The sequence below is a fragment of the Bacillus cereus group sp. Bce019 genome (genome assembly GCF_051781745.1).
Taxonomy (GTDB): Bacteria; Bacillota; Bacilli; order Bacillales; family Bacillaceae_G; genus Bacillus_A; species Bacillus_A cereus.
Genome location: NZ_JBPWJX010000023.1, coordinates 1 through 22,485, shown reverse-complemented (window position 1 = coordinate 22,485; position 22,485 = coordinate 1). Strand labels below are relative to the sequence as shown.

Below are 22,485 nucleotides of genomic sequence, written 5' to 3'. Positions count from 1 at the left end.
TCACTTATTTTCTCTTGCTTCAAGAAGGTAATAACCATCATCGCCAGGAGGATGAAACACATTTACAATGCGATTCCCTTTTTGATAAACAGTTCTTTCCCCCTCTGTCCACTTCTTTTCCCAACCGTTCATCCAAATCGCAACATCAGGTAAAAAAGCAGTATATTTCAGCTTCTGACCGTACTCACCATCTGCTTCTTCCGAAAAAATAGAAACCGGAAAATCTTTCACTTTTGATTCTTTCCATGCAGTAAATGGTATACATACTGCAATAAGTACGATTACACCGATAACCTTCTCCTTCGTAATCTTCACACTTCCCTCTCCTTGTCATATCACATACATAGATTTTACCATAATTACAAACCCTTCATGCTATATAATCATTGCTTTTGGGAATAAAAAAAGAGCTTACCTACATCAGATAAGCCCTTCCTGTCTATACAAAATATTTCTTCAAAAGTGGCGGTGTAATAATCGTCGTCAATATAACAACAATAACAATCGCTGTGAAATTTTCTTTCGCTAATAAATTCGCCGTAAGTCCATTTGCTGCGATGATAAGCGCTACTTCACCACGTGATACCATCCCCGCACCAATACTGATAGAAGATTGGCGATTAAATCCTGTCAGTCTTGCGCCTAAGCCGGATCCGATTAACTTTGTGAAAATCGCAACGAGAGTCATAATAATAATGAACCAAAGCTGACTTCCAATGCCTTGAAATTTAATTTCCATTCCGATACTTACGAAGAATACTGGAACAAATATTGCATAAGCAATCGGTTCAATTTTATGTTCCACTTCATGCTTATACTCTGTTTGAGAAATAGCAATTCCTGCTGCAAATGCTCCAATAATGCCTGCAATTCCCATCATTTCACTATAATACGAAAACGAGAAACAAATAATAAGAGCTGCGCTAATTAACGCTTCTGTTACACGAAGCGGGACAAGCATTTTCATAATCCAAGGAACGACTTTCCAAGCAATAAAAACAATACTTACAAAGAAAATAATTTTCTTTACAATGACAAGTGTTATATTCACATCTTGTGTTCCTAAAAAACTCATTACAAATGCTAATAAAATAACGACAATGACATCATCAAATACGGCAGCACCTAAAATTGTTGTACTTTCTCTCGTATTCATTTTTCCTAGATCACGTAGCGTCTGCACCGTAATACTAACCGATGTTGCGCAAAGTAATAACCCTAAAAAAATGGCATGGGATTGTATTAATCCAAACAGCAATCCTGTTACATAACCACCGATGAAAGGAAAAATAATTCCACCGGCCGCTACTGCAAACGACGATTTCAAATTCCGATTTAACTCTTCTAAATCTGTTTCAAGTCCCGCCATAAACATAAGTAACAAAACACCAATCTCACTCAATTCATCAATCAGTTCAGAACTATTAATAATACCAAGTACAGCCGGACCGATAATAATACCGACAATTAACTTACCAAGTACAGAAGGCTGACCAAGTCTTACACTAATGTCACCAGCTAATTTCGTACAAAGTAAAATGACGACAAGTTCAAAATAAAATAACATAGCATCTGCTCCTACTTTAACTTTAATCAGTGGGTCGTTAACCCCCGTCCATTTCTGCAAGTAGTTTCCCCTATTAATCCGCATTTTATTTGTCATATTTTTATTTGACAAAATATTCTGAATTATATTAAGATTAATCCAGCAATTTTAAAAAACTACATACCATAACTGCACCTCCACTTCCTTACTTACTCTTTTTTAATGGACTCATACTATAGTCGCAGTTATGGAAATGAAAAAACGGGGGGAGAGTCCAAAGTGAAGTCATTATTACGAAAAAAAGCGCTTAGTACTGAATCACCAAAGCAGCTAGCTAGAACATTAACTGCACTCGATTTAACATTTTTAGGAATCGGCGCCGTAATTGGGACAGGGATTTTTGTATTAACAGGTATTGTTGCAGCAAAACATTCTGGTCCTGGTATTATGCTATCATTCCTTATTGCTGCATTTACTTGTGCTTGTGTAGCCTTTTGTTACGCTGAATTTGCTTCTTCTATTCCTGTCTCAGGAAGTGTGTATACTTACGCATACATGACAGTCGGAGAAGTCGTCGCCTTTATCGTCGGATGGTGTTTAATGCTCGAATATTTACTTGCCGTTGCAGCAGTAGCTGTCGGTTGGTCTGGTTATTTGCAATCATTACTACAAGGGTTCAATATACACCTGCCCGCCATAATCGCCTCGGCCCCCGGCGTAGGAAAAGGTGGTCTCATCGATTTACCTGCTGTCTGTATTTTACTTCTTATTACTGGCCTTTTAAGTTTTGGTATACGCGAAAGCGCACGCATTAATAATATTATGGTTCTTATTAAGTTAGCCGTTATTATCGCCTTTATCGTAGCAGGTGCAAAATATGTAAAACCTGAAAATTGGACACCGTTCATCCCATTCGGATACGACGGTATTATTACTGGGGCTGCCACTGTGTTCTTCGCCTTTTTAGGTTTTGATGCAATCGCAACCGCTGCAGAAGAAACGAAAAAACCACAGCGTGATTTACCAATTGGTATTATCGGTTCTCTTCTTATTTGTACTGTTTTATATATGATCGTATCTTTCGTTTTAACGGGTATGGTTCCTTATACGCAATTAGACGTTTCTGATCCAGTTGCATTTGCCTTACATTTCGTTGGTGAGGATACAATTGCAGGACTACTCGCTGTTGGAGCGATGACTGGGATGACAACCGTTCTCTTAGTCGTTATGTATGGACAAGTTCGCGTTTCGTATGCAATGAGCCGTGACGGTCTACTTCCAAAAGCGTTAGCACGTGTAAATAAAAGAGTAAAAATCCCTTTATTAAATACGTGGATTACTGGCGTTGTTGCTGCTTTATTAGCAGGACTTTTAGATTTACATTTGCTAGCGAATTTAGTAAACATCGGTACATTAACAGCCTTTACATTCGTTTGCTGCGCAGTACTTATTTTACGAAAAACACACCCTGACTTAAAACGCGGATTCCGCACACCTTTCGTACCTGTACTACCAGTTGTCGCGATTCTTTGCTGCTTATATTTAATGATCAATTTGTCTAAAACAACATGGATTAGCTTTGCAGTTTGGCTTATAGTCGGCTTATGCTTCTATTTTTTCTACTCTAGAAAACATAGTCATTTAGCTACTGAAAAAGCAAACAATGAACAGAAAAAAGCATAATAAAGTGAAACTTTAATCAATGGGGGTTTTGTTCATCCCCCACTGATTATTAGTTGAACCAATCGGGCTTTTACGGGCAGTTGATTCCCCACCTAACTTCTTTGCTTTCGCTAAATTTTGAGGTGGGGTCTTACTGTCCGTTAATGCGGAACAAAATAGCTCGCCGTTTTAGCGGCGAGCTATTTTTCTGTACTATTATATTTTTTCGTTAACGACTGTAAAATGAAAAATATGCCGATGCAAGCTGTAAACCATGCCCAATTTCCTATTGGCGTTGCGTATTTAACAATTCCAATACCCACAAGTAATAGGAAAATAATCACCTGATATATGAGCTTCCACTTTTGCATATATTCCCTCCTTTACTTCGTTCCCTTCTTTTTCTTCTTCCATGCATTTAAACTATCAAAGAAGAAATTAATAAATAACGTGCCTAAACCCGCTAATAAAAACGTCATTAAAAATAAAACCCATATACTTTTTTCTTTTAAGAAATAATATCCTACAAGGAGCACAACCGCGATCCATACATATTCAAGAATTCTTTTTAGCTTTTTCTGTTCCAAATTATTCGCTCCTTCATTCTATACTAATTTTAGTATAACAAAAAAGAAGCCTATCATGATAAGCTTCTTTTCTTCTCTCTTATTTGTTTATGCTTTTTTCAACAAGTGAAATCGTATACTCTAATGTACGATTCATCGTTTCTACCTGTGCATCTTTTACTTTTACATCTTTCACTACAGCTTCGGCCACTGTAATTTTTTGACTCAGTGCTTTCACTGAACCGTCCGTTACATTTGCATCTTGCGCTTTTTTCACTACTACTTTTGCAGATTCAATATTGATTTGTAATTTTTCTTTCGGTGTTTTCGGTTGTTCTACTACTTTAGATTGTACAAATGTTACATTAGCTGTTTTTAATTCGTTATATGTTTGAACGATTTGCTCTCCCGTACTCCCTATATTTTCAAACACTTGTTTTGCATTATTATAGCTTTTCTCTAGTTCTTGAAATGCTTCCTTTGAATATTGACCTGGCTTATCACCAAACTCATACGTACCAGCTAACACTTCTTTTACTTTTCCAAGCTCTTCATATAACGCGTTTACTTGCTCTAACTTTGTGCGGTTAGAAAACTCATTGTACGCCGCTAATACTTCTGAAGAACTTAACGCTTTACTATATAATTTTGCAAGCGCGATTTGTCCATTTAACGGAATACCACCATTTCCGTTACTATCAGGATCCGCTCCAAGTGCAAATGGTACGTTTGGATGATACACTTTCCCTTGAGCTGGCTGACTATTTACTTTTTTACCATCTACGTAAATAGCTACTTCACTTCCGTTATACGTTCCTGTTAAATGATATGTTTTGTTCGCTTCTAATTGAACGCCAACACGTTTATAGCTACCTCCAATGTGAGCCCATAATTCAACATATCCACTTCCTGTAGACTCAAATCCAATTCCGCCGCTTTCTGTATTTTGTAAAATACCTTGCCCACGAATTTGATTCATTGAAAATACAGTTTCTAACGTAAACGTATTTGCTACTTTCTCTTTTTGTGCCGCTGAAAACGGAAGATATCCAAATGTATTTGCTTGTCCATTCAACTTCATAACATTTGTTTTTAAAGCTTTATCGTATGAAATAGACACGTTCCCCTTCACATCGCCTTTCGTTCCAAACGATGAGTTATCTTTAAATGTGCCATCTAAGAAATTCACATCAAAAACATCTGCCTTTGGCACTTTTACATTCGGATCAATATTATCTTTTTTCGTAGTAACTTCTGCCGTTAAAGACTGCACACTTTCATTACCGAATGAATCGATTGCAACTACTTCAAGCGTATATGTTTTTCCGCCATCTAATCCTGCAAGCGTAAACGTAAGATTTTTTGGCACTGGATCACGATAAAACTCTGAGAATGCTAACAATTTATTCTTTATTTCTCCCGTTTGCTTATCTCTAGCTTGTACACGATAAGAGTGAACAAGGAGGTTGTCCAATGCTTGTGGGAATGTTACTGTTGCCGCATTTTCTGTTACATTTGATACAGCAAGCTTTGCATCCTTAGCAAAGTAAGGCTTTTCTTTATCACGATCTTCTACATGTGTAAATGTTTCTTTCTTTGCTGGTAATTTAATTTTCCAAGGCTCGCCTGTCCAAGAATTCGTATGGAAATCACGACGATTAATCGTTACTTCTTTATCATCTACTTCTACTAATAAACCTTGGCTTAACGTACTAGCTCCTGGCGGGATATTCCCTTGTACTTTACCACCTTCAACTTCCATATAACTTACTGAAGATGTACCAACTGATGTAAAGTCTTTTTGATGAATCGATCTTGGATCATCTAGCGGATAATGCGAATGACCTGAAAACGTAATAGCCTGCGGGTATTCTTTTAATACCGCATTAATTTTTGCGCTATCTTGTGTTCCCCATTCATGACTACCGTATACTGTCTCTTTAATGTGTTGATGTAAAAATACAAAAATCGGTTTTTCTGGATCATCTTTTTGCGCTTTTGCCATTTCTTCTTTTAACCAATTAATTTGCTTGTCCGAATAATAGCCATGAGTTGTTCCATTCTCTGGAGACATAACAAGGAAGTGATAACCTTTTACCACTTTATGATAATAAATTGATTCCATACCTGTTTTTTCTAAGAAACGCTTCTGCGCACCCTCTACAGATAAACCGTTCCAATAATCATGGTTACCGAGAGAATTCATTCGTACTGCCTCTTTATTTGCATTTTCATTATACACTTGCATGAAACGATCATATTGCTGCACTGATCCTGTATCTGTGAAATCACCTACAATAACAAATGCATCTTGCTTTGGTGCTAGTGTATTAAACTGTTCAATCGCTCTTTTCCAGCGAAACGTATCATCTGTTCCACTGTTTTTAATATGCACATCACTTACAACTGGAAAAACTATCTTCTTCTCACTTGATGCCTTTTCTTGCTTTTTCTCTTCCGCCTTGACTGATGTACTCCATGGAAATGATACGAATGCTAATACAAAAACCATTAATAATCCAATAAGGCCTTTTACTTTTCTTAAAGCATTTCTGTCCACGTGAATCCTCCTCATAATAATTGATTCATTACAAGGGCTATTTTATCTAATACATGTTAATGTCGTTTAAATAACAAATGAACTTTATTAGATTTTTGTAAATATACAGTTAATTAGAAATTAAGTCCAACATTACTCGTACTATTGTATACAACCACCTTTTGTCTAAAAGAGTCTGATCATTCTTTTCCTATGACTATTCACATATAATCTTTTCTATAACACTAATGATAAGTTAAGGTTTAAGCCTATTAGACAATCTTAATTTTTAATATTTCCTTCTTTTTTTAACACATCGGCCATGCTTTTACATTTAATAGTAATAAAAGACAACTTAAAAGGAGGGGTTGTATTGAAGAATAAAAAAAATATCGGCTGTTTCGCTCCTTTATCTATTATTTGTCCAGACCCTTGTCCACCGCCCCCTCCTCCAAATCCAAATTGCGAGCGAGTAACAAATGAATTTGCAGGGAATTTCCTCATAACTAATAACACCATCTCCTCTGCCAAAGATGCATCACAATCAATGATACTATGGCAAAGTGATGGGATACTACTTATATCAGGTACTGTCTCGGTTTACAATAGTACTAGCAGCAACGAAGCAATTACAATTCAAATCGTTGGAACAGTAACCAATATTTTCACTGTGTTTCCTGGTAATACAATATCGTACACAGGAAAAGACCTACAGTCGATTAATATTATCAATATAACAAGTAATCCTTCACTATATTTAGAAGGCAAGTACTGTTGCGAATTTACATGTTGCTTATAGAATACCAATTTCATTATTTCCTTAATATAAAAAGCATACCGTTCACGGTATGCTTTTTATGAGATTGGATAACGTACTGTAATACAAAACTCTCCTTGATTAACAGTCGTTCCTGTCGTAGTAATTCGGACAGTAGTAAAATATCGGACAGTGAAAGTACCACTACTTTGTGGTTGTACAGTAATTGTATCAACCACTGTTGTACCTACTAAAAAATCAACTGTAATCGGGTTGGCACCTACATCATACTTCACGTAGCCTGAACCATATACTTCTTGCGTGATATTATTTGTATATACAATTTGAGTACCCGCACCTGTAATAGACCAGTCTGTACATACTTGATCTTGTACAAGCGTTTTATTAGAACAACAAGACAAACTGGAACTTCTCATTCCCATTTTGATCCTCTCCTATTCTGCTATGAAAGTGGATAACGTGTTGTAATACAAAATTCTCCCTGATACGTTCCAGCAGGTGTTGCAGGTAACACAACTTGTATAATGTCAAAACGCCGATACGTAAACCCGATACTCGTTCCCGGGTTTAATGTTTGTGTATCTATTACAGTACCAGCAGAATCAAGCGCCTCTACAGTAATTGGTCCTGGTCCAACATCATATTTAACAAAACCAGTCCCCACTACGTTTTGGTTAATATTATTTGTATAAAGAACATTATCAATTGCTGTTGCAACTACAGTAGCAGACCACGGACTACACACTTTATCTTGTACATAATTTTTATCTGGACAACAAGTTAATGCTGCCCCTGAGCACTCACAAGACATGGTTATTTCCCTTCTCTCTTTCATATTCCCTATATGTGTATGTCCCTCAGAGTCTTTTGCCTGTACTATTCATCTATTTTCAAAAAATATTCAAATGACTAAATAGATTCCGTTTTATTTCTTTTCTTCATATATTTATAGACAAAGATACTAGCAACGATAAGAATAACGCCTCCTAATATCGGTAGCATATATTGCCCCACAACATCCGCTGCCTTTTCCCAATGCGGACCTAATTTCATTCCAAAATAGACATATAAAGTTGTTAACGGAAACATTGCTACAAATGTATATATACTAAACTTCCATATGTTCATTTTCGCCATACCACATGGAACAGAAATAAGTGTTCGAACGCCAGGTACAAAACGTCCAACAAATGCTACAACTGGTCCATATTTCTCAAAGAAATCATCTGCTTTTTGAATTTGTTCTTCTTTAATAAAGAAGTATTTCCCGTATTTTATTAATAGAGGACGACCACCGTAATAACCAAGTGCATATAGCGTTAACGGTCCTGTCGTTCCGCCAAGTGTTCCAGCTAATACCGCTAGCCAAAAATTCATATCTCCCTCATACACCCAATATCCAACCATAGGCAAAACCACTTCTGCTGGAATAAATTCAAACGTTAAAGCCAATACAACTCCAAAATAAGAAAACTGCTTTAAAAACTCAATTATATCTAAAATAATTTGCTCCATATTTTAACTCCTATCCCACGTTTACATTATGCTTTTCTTGTAATTGAACTGGCGCCATTTTTACAATTCGGTTCAAAATAAATAACACAATCCCAATATCATCTAAAATACCGATGAACGGTAAGAAGTCTGGAATTAAATCGAGCGGCATCGCTACATAACCAACTAAAAAAGCAATGGATAAGATTTTCTTCTTTATTGAAACCTCTTTTGAAGTAAAAAAGTCAAATAGGAATGGAACAAATCGGCGAACATGAAATACAACTCTTAATCTACTAATAAGTTTTTTCATTTTTATATCTCCTCTCCTTGTATACAAAAAGGCCCCTACCAAATATGGTAAGGGTCCTAAAAAAGACAATAAGGGGCCTTTACCATTGCTGGTAAAGGTCTCACTAACAACGAAACGTTGCCAATAAAGCCGAGGGTTTCTCCCTGTAATGACGACTTTACTGTAATAAGTTACTCCCCTTTATATACACAATTTTATACAATCACATTAAAATATTTTTGAGGGCTTGTCAATATATTTTATATCCCAAGCTCTTCTGCTTACCCTTCCATAAAAACAAAAAACGTATAGGAAATTTCTTACTATCTCATAATATACATAATCATTTTTGAATGAAAGGAGAGATTTCATTTGCATACCGTATGGAAAGGCGCGCTTTCACTTGGACTATTAAATATAGGAATCAAACTATACAGTGCCGTAGAAGAAAACGATATAAAATTTTTAAGTCTCCATAAAGAATGCTTAACACCTATTAAATATAAAAAATTTGCTCCCGATTGTACGGATGAAGAAATTGATGATAAAGATATTGTAAAAGCCTATGAATACGCCCCTCATAAGTACATTATTATGGATGAAAAAGAATTAGCTACGTTGCAAAAAGCTCACGAACCCCGATCTATTCGTATTATATCTTTTATCCAAAATAACGAAATTGATTCTGTTCTCTATGATCGTTCTTATTTTATAGGCCCTACTCCAGGACACGAAAAATCGTATTTATTATTAAAAGAAGCTCTTGAACGTACGAATAAACTTGGTCTTATCCATATTTCCATTAGAAAAAAACAACATTTAGCTATTATCCGTAACTTTGAAGATGGGCTTATATTACAAACTATTCACTACCCTAATGAAATTCGCGATATAACAAATACACCTAACTTACCAAGTAACGAAAATTATCCGATTCAAAAACAAGAACTCACAGCAGCAATCAATTTAATCCACCATCTTACAAATCCTTTTGAACAAGAGATGTATACAGATGAGTATAAAGAAGCCCTTACCGAACTAATCGAAAACAAAATTGAACAACAGGAAAAAACCGAAACAATCTCTCCAACTCCAAACATCATCAATATTATGGAGACATTACAGGCAAGTATTGAACAAGCAAAAATAAAAAGAAAAAATAAAGCAGAAAAAGAGGCCAAATAAAATTGACCTCTTTTTTCTTTAAAGCGGATTACATTTTGGCATCTCAAGTCCAGACGATTGTGCTAATTTTAATAAGTAATAACATTCTTCTCTTGCCATATGATCCGCCATTCTAGCAGATAATGCACTTAATATTTCATTTGATAACTCCAATTCTTCAATTTCATGTAAAAAATGTGAAAATAATTTTAGTTCAAGTGAAACATCTTTTGTAAACTTTTTTAATGCAGGAAAATGATGAAGCTCTGTTCTTAAATACCCCGTCATTTCAACTGCCTTCAAATAAAATTGTTCAAAGTGCTTCTCGAATTCTTCACTTTTCTCTTTTAATCTTTTTTCAACAAGATCTAGCCCACCAGAAATAGAGCCTGCATGACCAGCTGCATCTGTTAACCAAACGAGATGATAATGTAATTCATGAAAAACAGGCGGAACTTCTCCTTTATTTAAAAATTCTAACACTGTTATATACTCTTCTACTTCGTTTACCATATGATTGATGAAAGTTGGCGTAAAATGAATAGTGATTTTTCCCTCGAGTTGTTTCTGTATAATACTTAATTTAAACGTTCGTATTTCCTTTGCGGCTCGTTCTGCCTCTTTTGAAAACGCAATGAGATTCACATTACGAACTTTATTTAACAGATTCGTAAATGTTTCAATAAAATAAGTGGCCTTTTTTATATCCTCTTTTTCCTTCGGAGCTAATGCATCAAGTAAAAATTGCGAATGATCAGTAAGCACCTTTAGCCAAAATTGATGCTCAAACAATGCACTTTCTTCATAATTCCTCTCCACTAAATCCCCTCCGTTTATTCGTCCTTCTCTATCACTTGAAGTTTATATCCATCTGGGTCTTGTACTACAATACTCTTTCCACGTTTATTTTCTGTATATAAAATTTCATAAAACGCTAACTTCTTTTTTAACTTCTCTATGTTAGAAATCGAAAATGTTATAACCTCGCATGAATTCGTAACACTCTTCTCTCTCCCCCCTAGCATGCGATTCATAACAAAACTAATTCTCTTTGAATCAGAATCATACCAAACCCCCGTTACATCTAATTGGGGTCTTTCTAAACTAGGTTTAATTCCTAAAACCCCTTCATAAAAATACAAAGTTTCCTTTAAATTCTTCACTTCTAATACAATACATTGCTCCACATTCATTCCCCCTGTACCTATTACCTTTTTATATGTGTCATAAATGCCTATTATGTCTGAATACAATACGTAGTGATGAAGAATATAGGGAGGTTTATTAATGGATAAATATATGAAATCATATGTGCCATATCATAGTCCTCAAGATCCTTGTCCTCCTATTGGTAAAAAATATTACTCTACCCCTCCTAATTTATATTTAGGTTTTCAACCGCCAAATTTACCACAATTCTCACCGAAAGAAGCACTACAAAAAGGAACCTTATGGCCTATCTTTTATGATTATTACGAAAATCCTTATAAAAAAGGGCGGTGACTACTGACGTGAACCAGCCACTACCAGAAGAGTATTATCGACTTTTAGAGAATCTCCAAGAATTAGACTTTGTATTAGTTGAACTAACCCTTTACTTAGACACCCACCCAGACGATACAGCAGCTATTAACCAATTTAATGATTTTTCCTATAAACGAAGAGTATTAAAACAACAGATGGAAGAAAAATATGGACCGCTTCAACAGTATGGAAATAGCTATTCTAATGCCCCTTGGGAATGGAGTAAAGGTCCTTGGCCATGGCAAATATAAAGGAGAGAAACTATGTGGATTTATGAAAAAAAATTACAATACCCTGTTAAAGTAGGAACTTGTAATCCAGCACTTGCCAAATTATTAATTGAGCAATACGGTGGTGCAGATGGAGAATTAGCTGCTGCACTACGTTACTTAAATCAGCGTTATACAATCCCGGATAAAGTCATTGGCCTCCTTACCGATATTGGTACAGAAGAATTTGCGCATCTTGAAATGATTGCTACGATGGTTTATAAGCTGACAAAAGATGCGACTCCCGAACAGATGAAGGCAGCTGGTCTCGACCCTCATTACGTCGATCATGACAGCGCACTTCATTACCATAACGCAGCTGGTGTTCCATTTACTGCAACCTATATACAAGCTAAAGGTGATCCAATTGCCGACCTATACGAAGATATTGCGGCTGAAGAAAAAGCGCGTGCCACATATCAATGGCTTATCAACCAATCTGACGATCCCGACATAAATGACAGCTTACGCTTCTTACGCGAACGAGAAATTGTCCATTCACAACGCTTTCGAGAAGCCGTTGAAATTTTAAAAGAAGAACGCGATAGAAAAATATATTTTTAATACACGTATCCTAGCGATATGTGTTTTTTTTACGTTAAAAGTTAAATCCTTCCTATTAAACATACAAATAGTATATTTATTCGATTTAATGCATTATTTTTTAATTTTTTCAAAATTCCCTATTGCTTTCTAGTCATCAGACCTTTAAAATAATAACAGTTACTCGACAAATTATTTGAATTTTCGACAAAAATACTCATTAGGAGGATTTTCTTTATATGCGTACAACTTTGAAACCAGCGCAAATACTTTCGATTAGTTTATTACTATTCGCAGTTTTCTTCGGTGCTGGTAATATGATTTTCCCACCCCTTCTTGGTCTTTCTTCCGGAGAAAATATGTGGGTTTCCATTACAGGATTTATTATTACAGACGTCGGTTTATCTTTACTTGCTATCGTTGCTGTTGCCCTTGCTGGTGGTAGTTTTAACACTTTAGCGAGCCGTGTTCATCCAAAATTCGCAGCAGTATTCGCTATCATTATTTATCTTTCAATCGGCCCACTATTTGTTATTCCACGAACTGGATCTGTATCTTATGAAATCGGGATTGCACCACTTTTCCCAGATCAATGGTATTCTATGTTAGTTTTTAGTGCGATTTTCTTTACAGTCGTTTACTTCTTATCATTAAATCCATCCAAGCTAGTAGATCATATCGGTAAAATATTAACGCCAATTTTACTTGTAATTATTGCAATTATGGCAACAAAAGCGATTCTTTCACCAGGAACGTTTGCAGAGCCTATCGGTGACTATAAAGACATCCCGTTTTTCAAAGGATTTCTTGAAGGATTTTTAACGTTAGATGCAATTGGCGCTCTCGTACTATCAACAATTGTTGTAAATGCAATTCGTCAAAACGGTATACAAGAGAAGAAATCTATCGCAAAATATACAATCATTTGCGGAAGCATCGCTGCTCTATTCTTAACAATTGTTTACTTCTTACTCGGTTATATCGGAGCTTCAAACGGAGACTTAGGGCAATTCGAAAACGGTGGTCAACTATTAGCTACTGTTATGTATCAATTCTTTGGGACAAGCGGTAATATTTTATTAAGTATCGCCATTATCTTCGCTTGTTTAACAACAGCAATCGGCGTTGTAAGTGCATTCGCCAACTATTTTGCAACAGTATTAACGAACGTTTCTTACAAAAAGCTCGTACTATACGTTTGTATCTTTAGCTTCGTGATTTCAAACTTAGGTTTAAGTTTATTAATCAAAATTACTTTACCTGTATTAATTATTTTATATCCAATTACGATTATTTTAATTTTCGTATCATTTATCGATAAATATACGAAACGTAAACCTTCTGTCTACATCGGAGCAATGATCGCAGCATTCATTATTAGCTGTATTCATGCACTTGATAATGTGGGAATGATACCAAGTTTTATCGCTAATATCGTACACACGATTCCTTTTTATAACTTAGGAATCGGCTGGATCGTTCCAGCAATCATCGGTGGTATAATTGGATACTTTATTCCGCAAACAGAAGCTGAAGGCGAAGTTTCTACAAAATAAAGAAAAGAAGCAAGCATGAAATACATGCTTGCTTCTTTTCTTTATTTTCACATCGTATGCTTAAAAGTAAATAACTCTTCTTTCGACTGCACAACAGATTGTTCCTCTTCTACAACATCCTTCTTTAGCTCTCCTCCTAACCTTACCTTCAACATCGCCTCTTCTATACTTTTTACAATCATATTCCCTGAAAAAATAGTAAGCCCGAAAAATGTAATTGGGACGAGAGGAATCCATGGATGCACTGTTAATGATCTAAAGTATACTCCAATTAAACCTGACCATTCATGCGTATAAGATTCCACCTCTTTTATAGGTCCACCAAACGTAACAGTCCCACCAAAGAACACTTCAAGTAATCCTAAGTGCAGTAAAATAGTAAGAGTCTGCGTAAACTGCTGAAGAAATACGAGTATAAACGGCATATAGAGATGCGGAAAAATATGTTTTATAACAATATGTCTTCTCGATCCACCTAATATGCGCGCGGCATCAACAAATTCTTCCGTTCGCAATTTACGAACTTCCTTCGCAACATACAGTGCAATAACTGGCATTACAAGCAGTACAAGTAATACCACTTGAAACGAAGCCCTTTCAAAAAAGGTTGTTGTCTCCTCTCCGCTTCCAAATGCATTTGCAGATTGAAGAAAAAAATACGCAATCATAACTGTCGGAATAACTGTAAAACTATCAAAGAAAGCCTCAATTTTTGAAAATCCTCTTTTTATATACGTTCCGAGTACGACACCGAAAAACACACCTATTACCATTCTAAGTGCCGCAATTAAAATAGATATACCAATCGTCCACTTCGCGCCCTCAATGACTAAATGTAACAGGTCATACCCTTTCCGGTCTGTCCCGAGTAAAAATTGTAATGAAGGTGGAAACGGTGGCACTTGTGGATTTTCATCCGCATCATATTGCAATGTAACTTGTCTAATATGTCCATCATTCCATAACGTATTTCCGATGCTCAAAAGAACTAATAGGAGAAGAAACCCAATGCTTATCCAAAATCTTTTATCACGTTTTATATACGTCCACATATTATAATCTCTCCTTCATCGCAGCCGGAATGAGATAATGAAACAATTTAAATAAAATAAAAATCGGAATATATATAAGAAGCACACTAACGATGAAAACCTCAACTCTAATACCGAAATACGATTTCAAAAACATAAAAATACCACCCGTATTAAAAATCCATTCTATAATATATAAATTAGATAACATAAAAAAGATGTTCGTTTTCGCAAAGAATAATGTACTAAGCAACACATTTCGTAAAATATGACGATTTAAAATATGAAAGCGCCCCAGCCCTTTCGCCTTAGCAAATAGTACATAATCTTTTTCTAGTTCATTTTCAAAACGAAGCACGACCATTTTTACAAACATAATCGTAGTCGGGATGCTCAAACACAATATTGGCAACCCCCTAATCGACTCGCCTCCAATTGAAGCAATTTGAAAAGGTAAAAAACCTGTTTGTTTAAAAAACCATACAACTAAAATTTGTGATACTAAAATAAGAAGGATATCTGGAATGGATTCTAGGAAGATAAGAAATGATTTAATTCGATGTTGTATACGCGGTGAACTATTCATAATTACATAAACAATACAAAATGCTACAAATAATGAAATAAAAAAAGCAGCTAAAAAAATAATAATCGTTTCTTTATAATGGACGAACAGCTGCGGAAATAAAAATTTACCTCTCACATATTGCAAATTGGAAATATCCATTAAGTTCACAAACACTTCTTTTAAACTCTGTATGTACTTTGATACATCCAGCTTAAATCCATAAAACAATTTCGGCAGAGCCCCTAACATAATAATCCCCAAAATCGAAATAAGAAATTGAATCGTCACTTCCATTCCATTTAGAAAAACTTTTTTGACCACGTTTTCCCTTCTCTCTATATATAATTTACCCCTTAATTCTATTCTTAATTTTCTGAATTGTAAATATTTTAAAGACGAAAAATCACTAGGCTATGATCCTAGTGATTCTTTATGCGTATGCCCTTCTCTTTTCACAAACGGCATATATAAAATGAAACATCCAATAAGCGCTGCAAGCTCTAATGAAATAATATAGTAAGGATGCGGTCCTAACATATCGAGTAATGAAGCAGTCTCTGGCTTATGAGCTAAAAACATATAATTACCGCCTGTTTTGTAATTTACAAATGAAACAAGCGGAATCAATATGTTTAAAAATATCATCGTACGCTTAATAGATTGCAAGGTCGGTCTATAGCCTTCCACCCAAGTCATAAAGAGTGGTGCCCAAATGAGCAATACATGCGCGATAAAATATTCAATGAAACGAAAATGCGGAAAAGCATATTGCAAATTTGGTGTTAAAATGGCTTGTGATGCACCAATAATTCCCGTAAAAAATACAATCTCATATATACGGTAACTTTTCGTTACAATCATAATCGATGCTAACAACAAACTAATCGTACATAACTCAAATGGTAATGAAGTGGCTAGCTCAAAAATCCCTGCTTTCCACTCCCACATATGCAGTCCAATTTCACTCCCTATAAATAGAAATGCAATCGCATATCGAACCGTTATATTCCACTCATTTTGACGTAATACATCTTGGTATTGATATAAAAAAACGATTCCTACCAACATAATAAATAATATAATGGCATGTTGCCTTGAGTAGGGAATAAACAGTTTTAATGGATGCGCACTAAAATAAGCTTCCATCTTTCTTCCTCCTCTCCTTCATACAATATTATTGTAAGAAAGAAACGACGAGTCAATTCATTTGCTTACAATAGGACAACCTCTACCTTACATTTACATATTCATACCTTACAAAACTGTAAGGTTATTGTAAGCTAAAACGATTTGTCAGATTCTTTACCTCTTCTATACTTAATGTAGATACTAAAACGAACGAAAAGGTGATAAATAGATGAAGAAGAAAAATAAAGTGTTAATTACTAGTGTAGTAGCAATCGGAATTGCAGCTGGATCATACTTTGCATTTGCTGGTGGCGGTTCAGAAGTAGCAATGGCATATAGCGGATATAAAGTAACTGAAAAACAAATCCAAAACGCGCAAAAATTTGGTGGCGAAGTTATTCCAAATGGAATTGAAACTATTTCATTCGATCCAACAAAAGGAACATATGAATTAGCTGTAAAAAAAGGCGATGAAGTGAAAAAGGGGCAGCTTCTATTTAAATACAATGATCCGACTGCGAAACAAGGTGTAACAGAAGCAGAAATGCAAAAGAAAATCGCACAAAAAGAAGTAACGTTGTTCCAAAAACAAATTGATGCAGCGAAACAAAAATTACAAAAAGATAAAAATGCAGGCCTTCCTGCTGAAGCATTAAAAGCATCCGAAGTTGAAGTTGGGCAATTAGAATCACAACTTGAAATGAAAAAGTTTGAAGTTGAAAAAGCTGATGAAATGATTAAAGCAGCAAAAGAGAAAGTAAACACTCTTTCTGTAACAAGTCCTGCTGATGGCGTAATTGATGATATCGTAAAAACTGCTGACGAAAAAACAGGTATGAGCGGAATTACTCTTCGTCACGCTGGTCAATTTAAAGTAAAAGGTCAACTTTCTGAATATGAGCTTGCTAGTATGAAAGTTGGGCAAGAAGTAACTGTTTCATCAAAAACTGTCGCTGGTAAGACTTGGACAGGAAAAGTAACAGAAATCGGTTCTACACCTTTAAAGAGCATGGATGAAAATAAAACTGTTTCTAACTATCAATTCACTGTCACATTAAATAATAGTGACGAACTACAAAACGGCTTCCACGTTTACGTAACAAGTAAATCTGGCGAAGCAACTGGTACAATTGTTCCGAAAAGCAGTATCGTGAAAAAAGGTGACAAAAATGTTGTCTTCGTTGTAAAAGACGGTAAAGCGAAAGAACAAGCAGTTACTGTTGAATTCGAGACTGATAGCGAAGCAAAAGTTTCTGGAGTGAAAAAAGGAGAAGAAATTATCTCTAAACCTGAAAAAGACTTAAAAGATGGTATGGAGGTTGTCGCCCAGTGATTAACTTAAAAAGCATCACGAAATCCTTCCAAAATGGTACAGAATCCGTTCAAATATTACATGGAATTGACGTAACACTGAACCAAGGAGAATTCACTTCTATTATGGGACCTTCTGGTTCTGGTAAATCAACATTAATGAACATTATCGGTTGCTTAGATAAACCGACGACAGGTACGTACGAACTAGCCGGTCAAAATATTTCAAACATGACTGAAACAGAACTTGCACACGTACGTAATAAAGAGATCGGATTCGTATTCCAAAACTTCATGTTATTACCGAGACTTACAGCGCTTCAAAATGTAGAACTACCTCTTATTTACGCTGGAGTCGATAAAAAAGAAAGACGCGAGCGCTCATTAGCCGCTTTAACAAAAGTCGGTTTAGCTGATCGCGCTACTCACTTACCGAACGAATTATCCGGTGGTCAAAAGCAACGTGTCGCCGTTGCCCGCGCAATCGTAAATAACCCGAAATTCATTTTAGCCGATGAACCGACGGGAGCACTTGATACGAAAACAAGTACACAAATTATGGACCTCTTTTACGAATTAAATAAACAAGGCTCAACAATCATTATGATTACCCATGACCGTGAAATCGGGGAAGCTGCAGCACGTCAAATTGTAATTCGTGACGGAAATATCGTCCAAGATTGGAGAGGTTAATTTTGAATACGAGTGAAAATATACGCATGGCCCTTTCCTCTATCTTTGCTCATAAAATGCGTTCTATATTAACGATGCTAGGTATTATTATTGGGGTTAGTGCCATCATTACTATTATCTCGATTGGGGATGGAACAAACGCAAAGTTCCGCGAACAAATCGGGAATGAAAAAAAAGATCAGTTTTCTGTAAATTATAAGACAGAAGATTACTCAGATATGGACGGCAAAATTTCCTCAAGCATGTATGAAAGTATATCCAAAATTTCTGGTGTGCAAGAAGTTTATCCAGATGTAAAAGGAAAAGAAAAAGTATATGCAGGAAAAAAAGAATTAGATCTTGATATTACCGGTGCAAAAGGTGATTATTTTGAAGATACATCTAAATTCAAACTTGAGCACGGCAGATTTTTAACAGCAGCTGATTTAGACAGACCTGAACACACAATTGTATTAAATACAGATGCTTTTGATAAATTATATTCTTCATGGGAACCAAACTTATATGTAGATATAAAAGGTACACCATACAAAGTAGTTGGCGTATATTCAATAAAAGCAATGATGGGTGGCATGACATTTAAAGAAGGTGTCATTTCAGCAGAAAACTGGCCTGTACTATTCGGGAAAAACAACTACGATTCTGTAACGGTAAAAATTGCTCCTGGTCAAGATAAGGAAACTGTTCAAGAAGCAGTTGTAAAATCATTAAATGAAGCAAAAAAACCAGAGCATTCAGGTAAATTTGAAGTACCAGATCCACAAGAATTCTTAAAAGAAATTGATAGCTTCACAGGTATATTAAAAAGTGTATTCGGTGGTATTGCCGCTATTTCCTTACTTGTAGGTGGTATTGGTGTAATGAACATTATGCTAGTATCTGTAACAGAGCGTACACGCGAAATTGGTATTCGTAAAGCATTAGGTGCAACACGTGGTAAAGTATTAATGCAATTCTTAATCGAAGCTTGCATTTTAACAGCATTAGGTGGTTTTGTCGGATTTATGCTTGGAATCTTCTTCGCATGGATTGTCGCAATGTTTGCAGGATGGCCACTTGTCGTTTCACTAAAACTAGGACTTATCTCCGTTGCCCTATCTATGTTAATCGGTATACTATTCGGTTTACTACCAGCTAACAAAGCTGCCAAACTGGATCCAATTGAATGTTTACGATATGAATAAACAAAAACGTAGGAGTTTACACTCCTGCGTTTTTTATTTATCTACTAAATTGAGTTTCTTCTATTATATATGTTTCACGTTACAACTACCATTATAATACTCTTCATTATTTATAGGTACTAAGGCTATTATCTAATTCTATTATTGCAAAAATACTATGTAACAGACGAAAATCAAGGCGTAATTTTTTCCATACTTCGACTGATTTTGTAACAATTATATCGATATTTTATTAAATTTCACCTCATTTATATATTTTCACGCCTAAAAAGATTATCGTTTCATAACTAAATTTCCATTCAAACAGTAAAATAAGCTATTTTTGTAACGCTATAGATATCATCAAGAAATATTACCGTAACATTATTAACGTTACAGTAATTGAAATACTACTCATTTTGTGTTTCATATGCCCTAATACGCCAAAAAACAACAAGGAAGCGCTATCAGGATATTTATGGAATTGTTACAGAATATTAATGCCCCGTTACGAAAGCTTTGTAATTTTATGTTTTTCGCAAATAAGAAAATAATGGTTGCTATAATGAGGTCAACGAAAACAAATGCAATGGAGGCTATTATGAAAAAATTTATGGGTATAGCAACAGCAGCGGTTTTTGGTCTTGGGATTTTCACAACATCTGCTAAAGCAGAAACAATCGTAACGACTGACGTACTAAACGTACGAGAAAACCCAACTACTGAATCAAAAGTTGTAGGAAAATTATTAGATGGATATAAAGTAAATGTTTTACATACAGAAAATGGTTGGTCAAAAGTTCAATTGAATAGCGGTAAAGAAGCTTTCATAAGCGCTGACTATACAAAAGACACTTACTACGTAACAGCAAACGTATTAAACGTACGTGCTGGGGCAAACACAGACTCAGAGATTCTTGGTAAGTTGAAAAAAGATGATGTAATTGAAACAACACACCAAGTACAAAATGATTGGATTCAATTTGAATATAACGGAAAAACAGCTTATGTTCATGTTCCTTACTTAACAGGTAAAGCACCAGTTAAAGTTCAACCAGTAGCTAAAGTTGAAAAAACGACTACAGTTCAAGATACAGCTAAAGTTCGTGAAGCAGCTAAAGCTCAGGAAGTAGCTGAAACTCAAGCAAAAGCTAAAGCAGTGGAAGCAACTAAAGCTCGCGAAGCAGCTGAAGCTCAAGCAGAAGTTAAAGCTCAAGAAGCGGCTAAAGCTCGTGAAGCAGCTAAGGCTCAAGAAGCAGCTAAAGCTCAGGCAGATGCTGAAGCTCAAGCAGAAGTTAAAGCTCAAGAGGCAGCTAAAGCTCGTGAAGCAGCTAAAGCTCAAGCAGATGCTGAAGCTCAAGCAGCGGCTAAGGCTCAAGAAGCAGCTAAAGCTCGTGAAGCAGCTAAAGCTCAAGAGGCAGCTAAAGCTCGTGAAGCAGCTAAGGCTCAAGAAGCAGCTGAAGCTCGTGAAGCGGCTAAGGCTCAAGAAGCGGCTAAAGCTCAAAAACCAGCTACACAACAACCTGTTGCAAAAGAAACTGAAACAAGTGCACCATCATCTTCTCGTGAGTTACGTGTTGTAGCAACAGCTTACACAGCAGATCCACTTGAAAATGGTTATAAAGCAGGCGACCAAGTAAAATCAGCTTTAGGCCACAACTTAACAGCTAATCCAAACATGAAACTAATTGCAGTTGATCCAAGTGTCATTCCATTAGGTTCAAAAGTATGGGTTGAAGGTTACGGAGTAGCAATCGCTGGTGATACTGGTGGAGCTATTAAAGGTAATAAAATCGACGTTTTAATGCCAGATAAAGGTTCATCAAGTAGCTGGGGACGTAAAACAGTTACAGTTAAAGTATTAAACTAGTTATAAAAAAGAGCCAGTCTGGTCATCTCCCTGTCAAGTAGACAGTAATAAAAAGAGTATTATGCCACGGCCTTTTCCCGATATTCTATCGGGGAAAGGCCGTGAAGTTTTTCTTGGAATCTTTCTGTATTATAAAATTGAATATATTCTTGAATTGCTCGGTAGGCCATTTCATATGTTTTTGGGCGCACTAAATACAACTTCTCTGTTTTTAAATGTGAGAAGAATGATTCAATACATGCATTATCAAAACAGTTCCCACGTCTAGAATGACTACCGACAAATCCTAATCTTTCTAACTGCTTTGCGTAAGATTTTGATGTATATTGAAACCCTTGATCTGAATGTAAAAGGGGCTTAATGGATAAGGATTTCCCCTCTAATTGTTGTAATGTAGTTAAAACCAAATCTAAATCATTTCTTCGAGATAGCTTCCAGGCAACAATTTCATTGTTGTATAGATCTAACACAGCTGACAAATAAGCAAACTGATCTCCAATTCGTACATAAGTAATATCCGTTACATATTTTTGATTTTGTTTGTTCGCTTGAAACTCTCGGTTCAAATGATTTTTAAATATCACCGATGTTTTCCTTCCGTAAAATGGACGTTTTTTTCGGATGATAGATTGGATGCCTAATTCTCTCATGAGACGGCGAACACGTTTATGATTCATTACCATTCCTTCTCGAGCTAAAGCACGAGTCATGCGTTTATACCCATAGTAAGGGTGCTGACGATGAATAGATAAAATATGTTCTTTATGCCACATATCCCTTTTCTGACG

General features: G+C 35.7%; 27 protein-coding genes. 11 read left to right on the top strand and 16 right to left on the bottom strand.

Translation table 11 applies throughout. The features are described 5' to 3' along the window. Both ACS2QP_RS23435 and ACS2QP_RS23430 read right to left on the bottom strand, forming a co-directional pair. On the bottom strand, positions 1-315 hold the full coding sequence (locus ACS2QP_RS23435; RefSeq protein ID WP_000704958.1) for a hypothetical protein: 315 nt from the start codon (positions 313-315) through the stop codon (positions 1-3). 124 nt (positions 316-439) lie between these two features. After that, complete coding sequence (locus tag ACS2QP_RS23430; protein ID WP_438882905.1) at positions 440-1,663, bottom strand: cation:proton antiporter; 1,224 nt, start codon at positions 1,661-1,663, stop codon at positions 440-442. Positions 1,664-1,825: 162 nt separating this feature from the next. Here ACS2QP_RS23430 and ACS2QP_RS23425 point away from each other — a divergent pair, with 162 nt between their 5' ends. Further along, a complete protein-coding gene (locus ACS2QP_RS23425) occupies positions 1,826-3,229 on the top strand; it encodes an amino acid permease (protein ID WP_438882904.1) in 1,404 nt (467 codons plus the stop codon). Between the two features lie 179 nt (positions 3,230-3,408). On the opposite strand, the gene ACS2QP_RS23420 is transcribed toward ACS2QP_RS23425, so the two are convergent. The 4 genes from ACS2QP_RS23420 to ACS2QP_RS23405 all read right to left on the bottom strand — a co-directional run bounded on the left by ACS2QP_RS23420 (position 3,409) and on the right by ACS2QP_RS23405 (position 6,844). Continuing rightward, complete coding sequence (locus ACS2QP_RS23420) at positions 3,409-3,579, bottom strand: hypothetical protein (RefSeq protein WP_001174838.1); 171 nt, start codon at positions 3,577-3,579, stop codon at positions 3,409-3,411. 12 nt (positions 3,580-3,591) lie between these two features. Next, complete coding sequence (locus ACS2QP_RS23415; RefSeq protein ID WP_000435796.1) at positions 3,592-3,795, bottom strand: hypothetical protein; 204 nt, start codon at positions 3,793-3,795, stop codon at positions 3,592-3,594. 79 nt (positions 3,796-3,874) lie between these two features. Then, positions 3,875-6,334 (bottom strand): LamG-like jellyroll fold domain-containing protein, encoded by a 2,460-nt coding sequence (locus tag ACS2QP_RS23410; RefSeq protein WP_438882903.1) that lies wholly within the window; start codon positions 6,332-6,334, stop codon positions 3,875-3,877. Between the two features lie 261 nt (positions 6,335-6,595). Continuing rightward, a complete protein-coding gene (locus ACS2QP_RS23405; RefSeq protein WP_002025365.1) occupies positions 6,596-6,844 on the bottom strand; it encodes a hypothetical protein in 249 nt (82 codons plus the stop codon). Here ACS2QP_RS23405 and ACS2QP_RS23400 point away from each other — a divergent pair. Continuing rightward, positions 6,729-7,112, top strand: coding sequence for an S-Ena type endospore appendage (locus ACS2QP_RS23400; protein WP_434714555.1), 384 nt, complete (start codon positions 6,729-6,731; stop codon positions 7,110-7,112). The two genes, ACS2QP_RS23405 and ACS2QP_RS23400, sit on opposite strands and share 116 nt — an antisense overlap. A gap of 56 nt (positions 7,113-7,168) precedes the next feature. On the opposite strand, the gene ACS2QP_RS23395 is transcribed toward ACS2QP_RS23400, so the two are convergent. The 4 genes from ACS2QP_RS23395 to ACS2QP_RS23380 all read right to left on the bottom strand — a co-directional run bounded on the left by ACS2QP_RS23395 (position 7,169) and on the right by ACS2QP_RS23380 (position 8,898). Continuing rightward, positions 7,169-7,513, bottom strand: coding sequence for a DUF3992 domain-containing protein (locus ACS2QP_RS23395; RefSeq protein ID WP_000525820.1), 345 nt, complete (start codon positions 7,511-7,513; stop codon positions 7,169-7,171). A gap of 20 nt (positions 7,514-7,533) precedes the next feature. Continuing rightward, complete coding sequence (locus tag ACS2QP_RS23390; protein ID WP_001277529.1) at positions 7,534-7,902, bottom strand: DUF3992 domain-containing protein; 369 nt, start codon at positions 7,900-7,902, stop codon at positions 7,534-7,536. A gap of 98 nt (positions 7,903-8,000) precedes the next feature. Beyond that, positions 8,001-8,606 (bottom strand): DedA family protein, encoded by a 606-nt coding sequence (locus ACS2QP_RS23385; RefSeq protein WP_000435017.1) that lies wholly within the window; start codon positions 8,604-8,606, stop codon positions 8,001-8,003. A gap of 10 nt (positions 8,607-8,616) precedes the next feature. After that, the gene (locus tag ACS2QP_RS23380; protein ID WP_000733844.1) at positions 8,617-8,898 is read right to left on the bottom strand and encodes a YkvA family protein; all 282 of its coding nucleotides are present in this window, start codon (positions 8,896-8,898) and stop codon (positions 8,617-8,619) included. Between the two features lie 351 nt (positions 8,899-9,249). On the opposite strand from ACS2QP_RS23380, the gene ACS2QP_RS23375 reads away from it, so the two are divergent. Further along, entirely contained in the window at positions 9,250-10,062 is an 813-nt protein-coding gene (locus ACS2QP_RS23375; RefSeq protein WP_153581741.1) for a non-homologous end joining protein Ku, read from the top strand. Between the two features lie 18 nt (positions 10,063-10,080). Here the strand turns inward: ACS2QP_RS23375 and ACS2QP_RS23370 are convergent, their stop codons facing one another. After that, a complete protein-coding gene (locus ACS2QP_RS23370) occupies positions 10,081-10,860 on the bottom strand; it encodes a DUF2935 domain-containing protein (protein WP_438882902.1) in 780 nt (259 codons plus the stop codon). A gap of 14 nt (positions 10,861-10,874) precedes the next feature. Next, on the bottom strand, positions 10,875-11,294 hold the full coding sequence (locus tag ACS2QP_RS23365) for a VOC family protein (RefSeq protein ID WP_153579686.1): 420 nt from the start codon (positions 11,292-11,294) through the stop codon (positions 10,875-10,877). 34 nt (positions 11,295-11,328) lie between these two features. Here ACS2QP_RS23365 and ACS2QP_RS23360 point away from each other — a divergent pair, with 34 nt between their 5' ends. From ACS2QP_RS23360 to brnQ2, 4 genes are all read left to right on the top strand, one after another. Further along, positions 11,329-11,544 (top strand): spore coat associated protein CotJA, encoded by a 216-nt coding sequence (locus tag ACS2QP_RS23360; protein ID WP_000362187.1) that lies wholly within the window; start codon positions 11,329-11,331, stop codon positions 11,542-11,544. Positions 11,545-11,552: 8 nt separating this feature from the next. Continuing rightward, on the top strand, positions 11,553-11,816 hold the full coding sequence (cotJB, locus tag ACS2QP_RS23355; protein ID WP_001075543.1) for a spore coat protein CotJB: 264 nt from the start codon (positions 11,553-11,555) through the stop codon (positions 11,814-11,816). 12 nt (positions 11,817-11,828) lie between these two features. After that, complete coding sequence (gene cotJC / locus ACS2QP_RS23350; RefSeq protein WP_000265278.1) at positions 11,829-12,398, top strand: spore coat protein CotJC; 570 nt, start codon at positions 11,829-11,831, stop codon at positions 12,396-12,398. Between the two features lie 218 nt (positions 12,399-12,616). Then, positions 12,617-13,933, top strand: a complete 1,317-nt coding sequence (gene brnQ2 / locus ACS2QP_RS23345; protein ID WP_332284688.1) for a branched-chain amino acid transport system II carrier protein BrnQ2 — start codon at positions 12,617-12,619, stop codon at positions 13,931-13,933. Positions 13,934-13,980: 47 nt separating this feature from the next. On the opposite strand, the gene ACS2QP_RS23340 is transcribed toward brnQ2, so the two are convergent. The 3 genes from ACS2QP_RS23340 to ACS2QP_RS23330 all read right to left on the bottom strand — a co-directional run bounded on the left by ACS2QP_RS23340 (position 13,981) and on the right by ACS2QP_RS23330 (position 16,678). Next, the gene (locus ACS2QP_RS23340) at positions 13,981-14,985 is read right to left on the bottom strand and encodes an ABC transporter permease (protein WP_000269953.1); all 1,005 of its coding nucleotides are present in this window, start codon (positions 14,983-14,985) and stop codon (positions 13,981-13,983) included. 1 nt (position 14,986) lies between these two features. After that, positions 14,987-15,853 carry an ABC transporter permease subunit gene (locus ACS2QP_RS23335; protein ID WP_000239696.1) on the bottom strand — a complete coding sequence of 289 codons (867 nt, stop codon included), beginning with the start codon at positions 15,851-15,853 and terminating at the stop codon, positions 14,987-14,989. A 90-nt stretch (positions 15,854-15,943) separates the two neighbouring features. After that, positions 15,944-16,678 carry a YwaF family protein gene (locus ACS2QP_RS23330; RefSeq protein WP_438882901.1) on the bottom strand — a complete coding sequence of 245 codons (735 nt, stop codon included), beginning with the start codon at positions 16,676-16,678 and terminating at the stop codon, positions 15,944-15,946. Positions 16,679-16,889: 211 nt separating this feature from the next. Here ACS2QP_RS23330 and ACS2QP_RS23325 point away from each other — a divergent pair, with 211 nt between their 5' ends. The 4 genes from ACS2QP_RS23325 (at position 16,890) to entC (ending at position 21,697) form a co-directional block, all read left to right on the top strand. Then, on the top strand, positions 16,890-17,993 hold the full coding sequence (locus ACS2QP_RS23325) for an efflux RND transporter periplasmic adaptor subunit (RefSeq protein ID WP_063535711.1): 1,104 nt from the start codon (positions 16,890-16,892) through the stop codon (positions 17,991-17,993). Continuing rightward, entirely contained in the window at positions 17,990-18,664 is a 675-nt protein-coding gene (locus ACS2QP_RS23320; RefSeq protein ID WP_438882900.1) for an ABC transporter ATP-binding protein, read from the top strand. Before ACS2QP_RS23325 ends, ACS2QP_RS23320 begins: the two co-directional genes overlap by 4 nt. 26 nt (positions 18,665-18,690) lie before the next feature. Further along, positions 18,691-19,848: an ABC transporter permease gene (locus ACS2QP_RS23315; RefSeq protein WP_002197439.1), complete on the top strand. Its 1,158-nt coding sequence runs from the start codon at positions 18,691-18,693 to the stop codon at positions 19,846-19,848. A gap of 457 nt (positions 19,849-20,305) precedes the next feature. Then, positions 20,306-21,697: a cell wall-binding protein EntC gene (entC, locus tag ACS2QP_RS23310; RefSeq protein ID WP_017673126.1), complete on the top strand. Its 1,392-nt coding sequence runs from the start codon at positions 20,306-20,308 to the stop codon at positions 21,695-21,697. A gap of 59 nt (positions 21,698-21,756) precedes the next feature. On the opposite strand, the gene ACS2QP_RS23305 is transcribed toward entC, so the two are convergent. Beyond that, on the bottom strand, positions 21,757-22,485 hold a 729-nt coding region (locus ACS2QP_RS23305), incomplete at its 5' end, for an IS3 family transposase (RefSeq protein WP_438882899.1).

Excerpts from the sequence above, each read along its gene's own strand:
- ACS2QP_RS23340 (WP_000269953.1), bottom strand. The coding sequence starts at position 14,985 with ATGTGGACGTATATAAAACGTGATAAAAGATTTTGGATAAGCATTGGG.
- entC (WP_017673126.1), top strand. The coding sequence starts at position 20,306 with ATGGAATTGTTACAGAATATTAATGCCCCGTTACGAAAGCTTTGTAAT.
- brnQ2 (WP_332284688.1), top strand. The coding sequence starts at position 12,617 with ATGCGTACAACTTTGAAACCAGCGCAAATACTTTCGATTAGTTTATTA.
- ACS2QP_RS23325 (WP_063535711.1), top strand. The coding sequence starts at position 16,890 with ATGAAGAAGAAAAATAAAGTGTTAATTACTAGTGTAGTAGCAATCGGA.
- ACS2QP_RS23385 (WP_000435017.1), bottom strand. The coding sequence starts at position 8,606 with ATGGAGCAAATTATTTTAGATATAATTGAGTTTTTAAAGCAGTTTTCT.
- ACS2QP_RS23430 (WP_438882905.1), bottom strand. The coding sequence starts at position 1,663 with ATGACAAATAAAATGCGGATTAATAGGGGAAACTACTTGCAGAAATGG.
- ACS2QP_RS23390 (WP_001277529.1), bottom strand. The coding sequence starts at position 7,902 with ATGTCTTGTGAGTGCTCAGGGGCAGCATTAACTTGTTGTCCAGATAAA.
- cotJC (WP_000265278.1), top strand. The coding sequence starts at position 11,829 with ATGTGGATTTATGAAAAAAAATTACAATACCCTGTTAAAGTAGGAACT.
- ACS2QP_RS23380 (WP_000733844.1), bottom strand. The coding sequence starts at position 8,898 with ATGAAAAAACTTATTAGTAGATTAAGAGTTGTATTTCATGTTCGCCGA.
- ACS2QP_RS23330 (WP_438882901.1), bottom strand. The coding sequence starts at position 16,678 with ATGGAAGCTTATTTTAGTGCGCATCCATTAAAACTGTTTATTCCCTAC.
- ACS2QP_RS23315 (WP_002197439.1), top strand. The coding sequence starts at position 18,691 with ATGGCCCTTTCCTCTATCTTTGCTCATAAAATGCGTTCTATATTAACG.
- ACS2QP_RS23420 (WP_001174838.1), bottom strand. The coding sequence starts at position 3,579 with ATGCAAAAGTGGAAGCTCATATATCAGGTGATTATTTTCCTATTACTT.
- ACS2QP_RS23395 (WP_000525820.1), bottom strand. The coding sequence starts at position 7,513 with ATGGGAATGAGAAGTTCCAGTTTGTCTTGTTGTTCTAATAAAACGCTT.
- ACS2QP_RS23360 (WP_000362187.1), top strand. The coding sequence starts at position 11,329 with ATGGATAAATATATGAAATCATATGTGCCATATCATAGTCCTCAAGAT.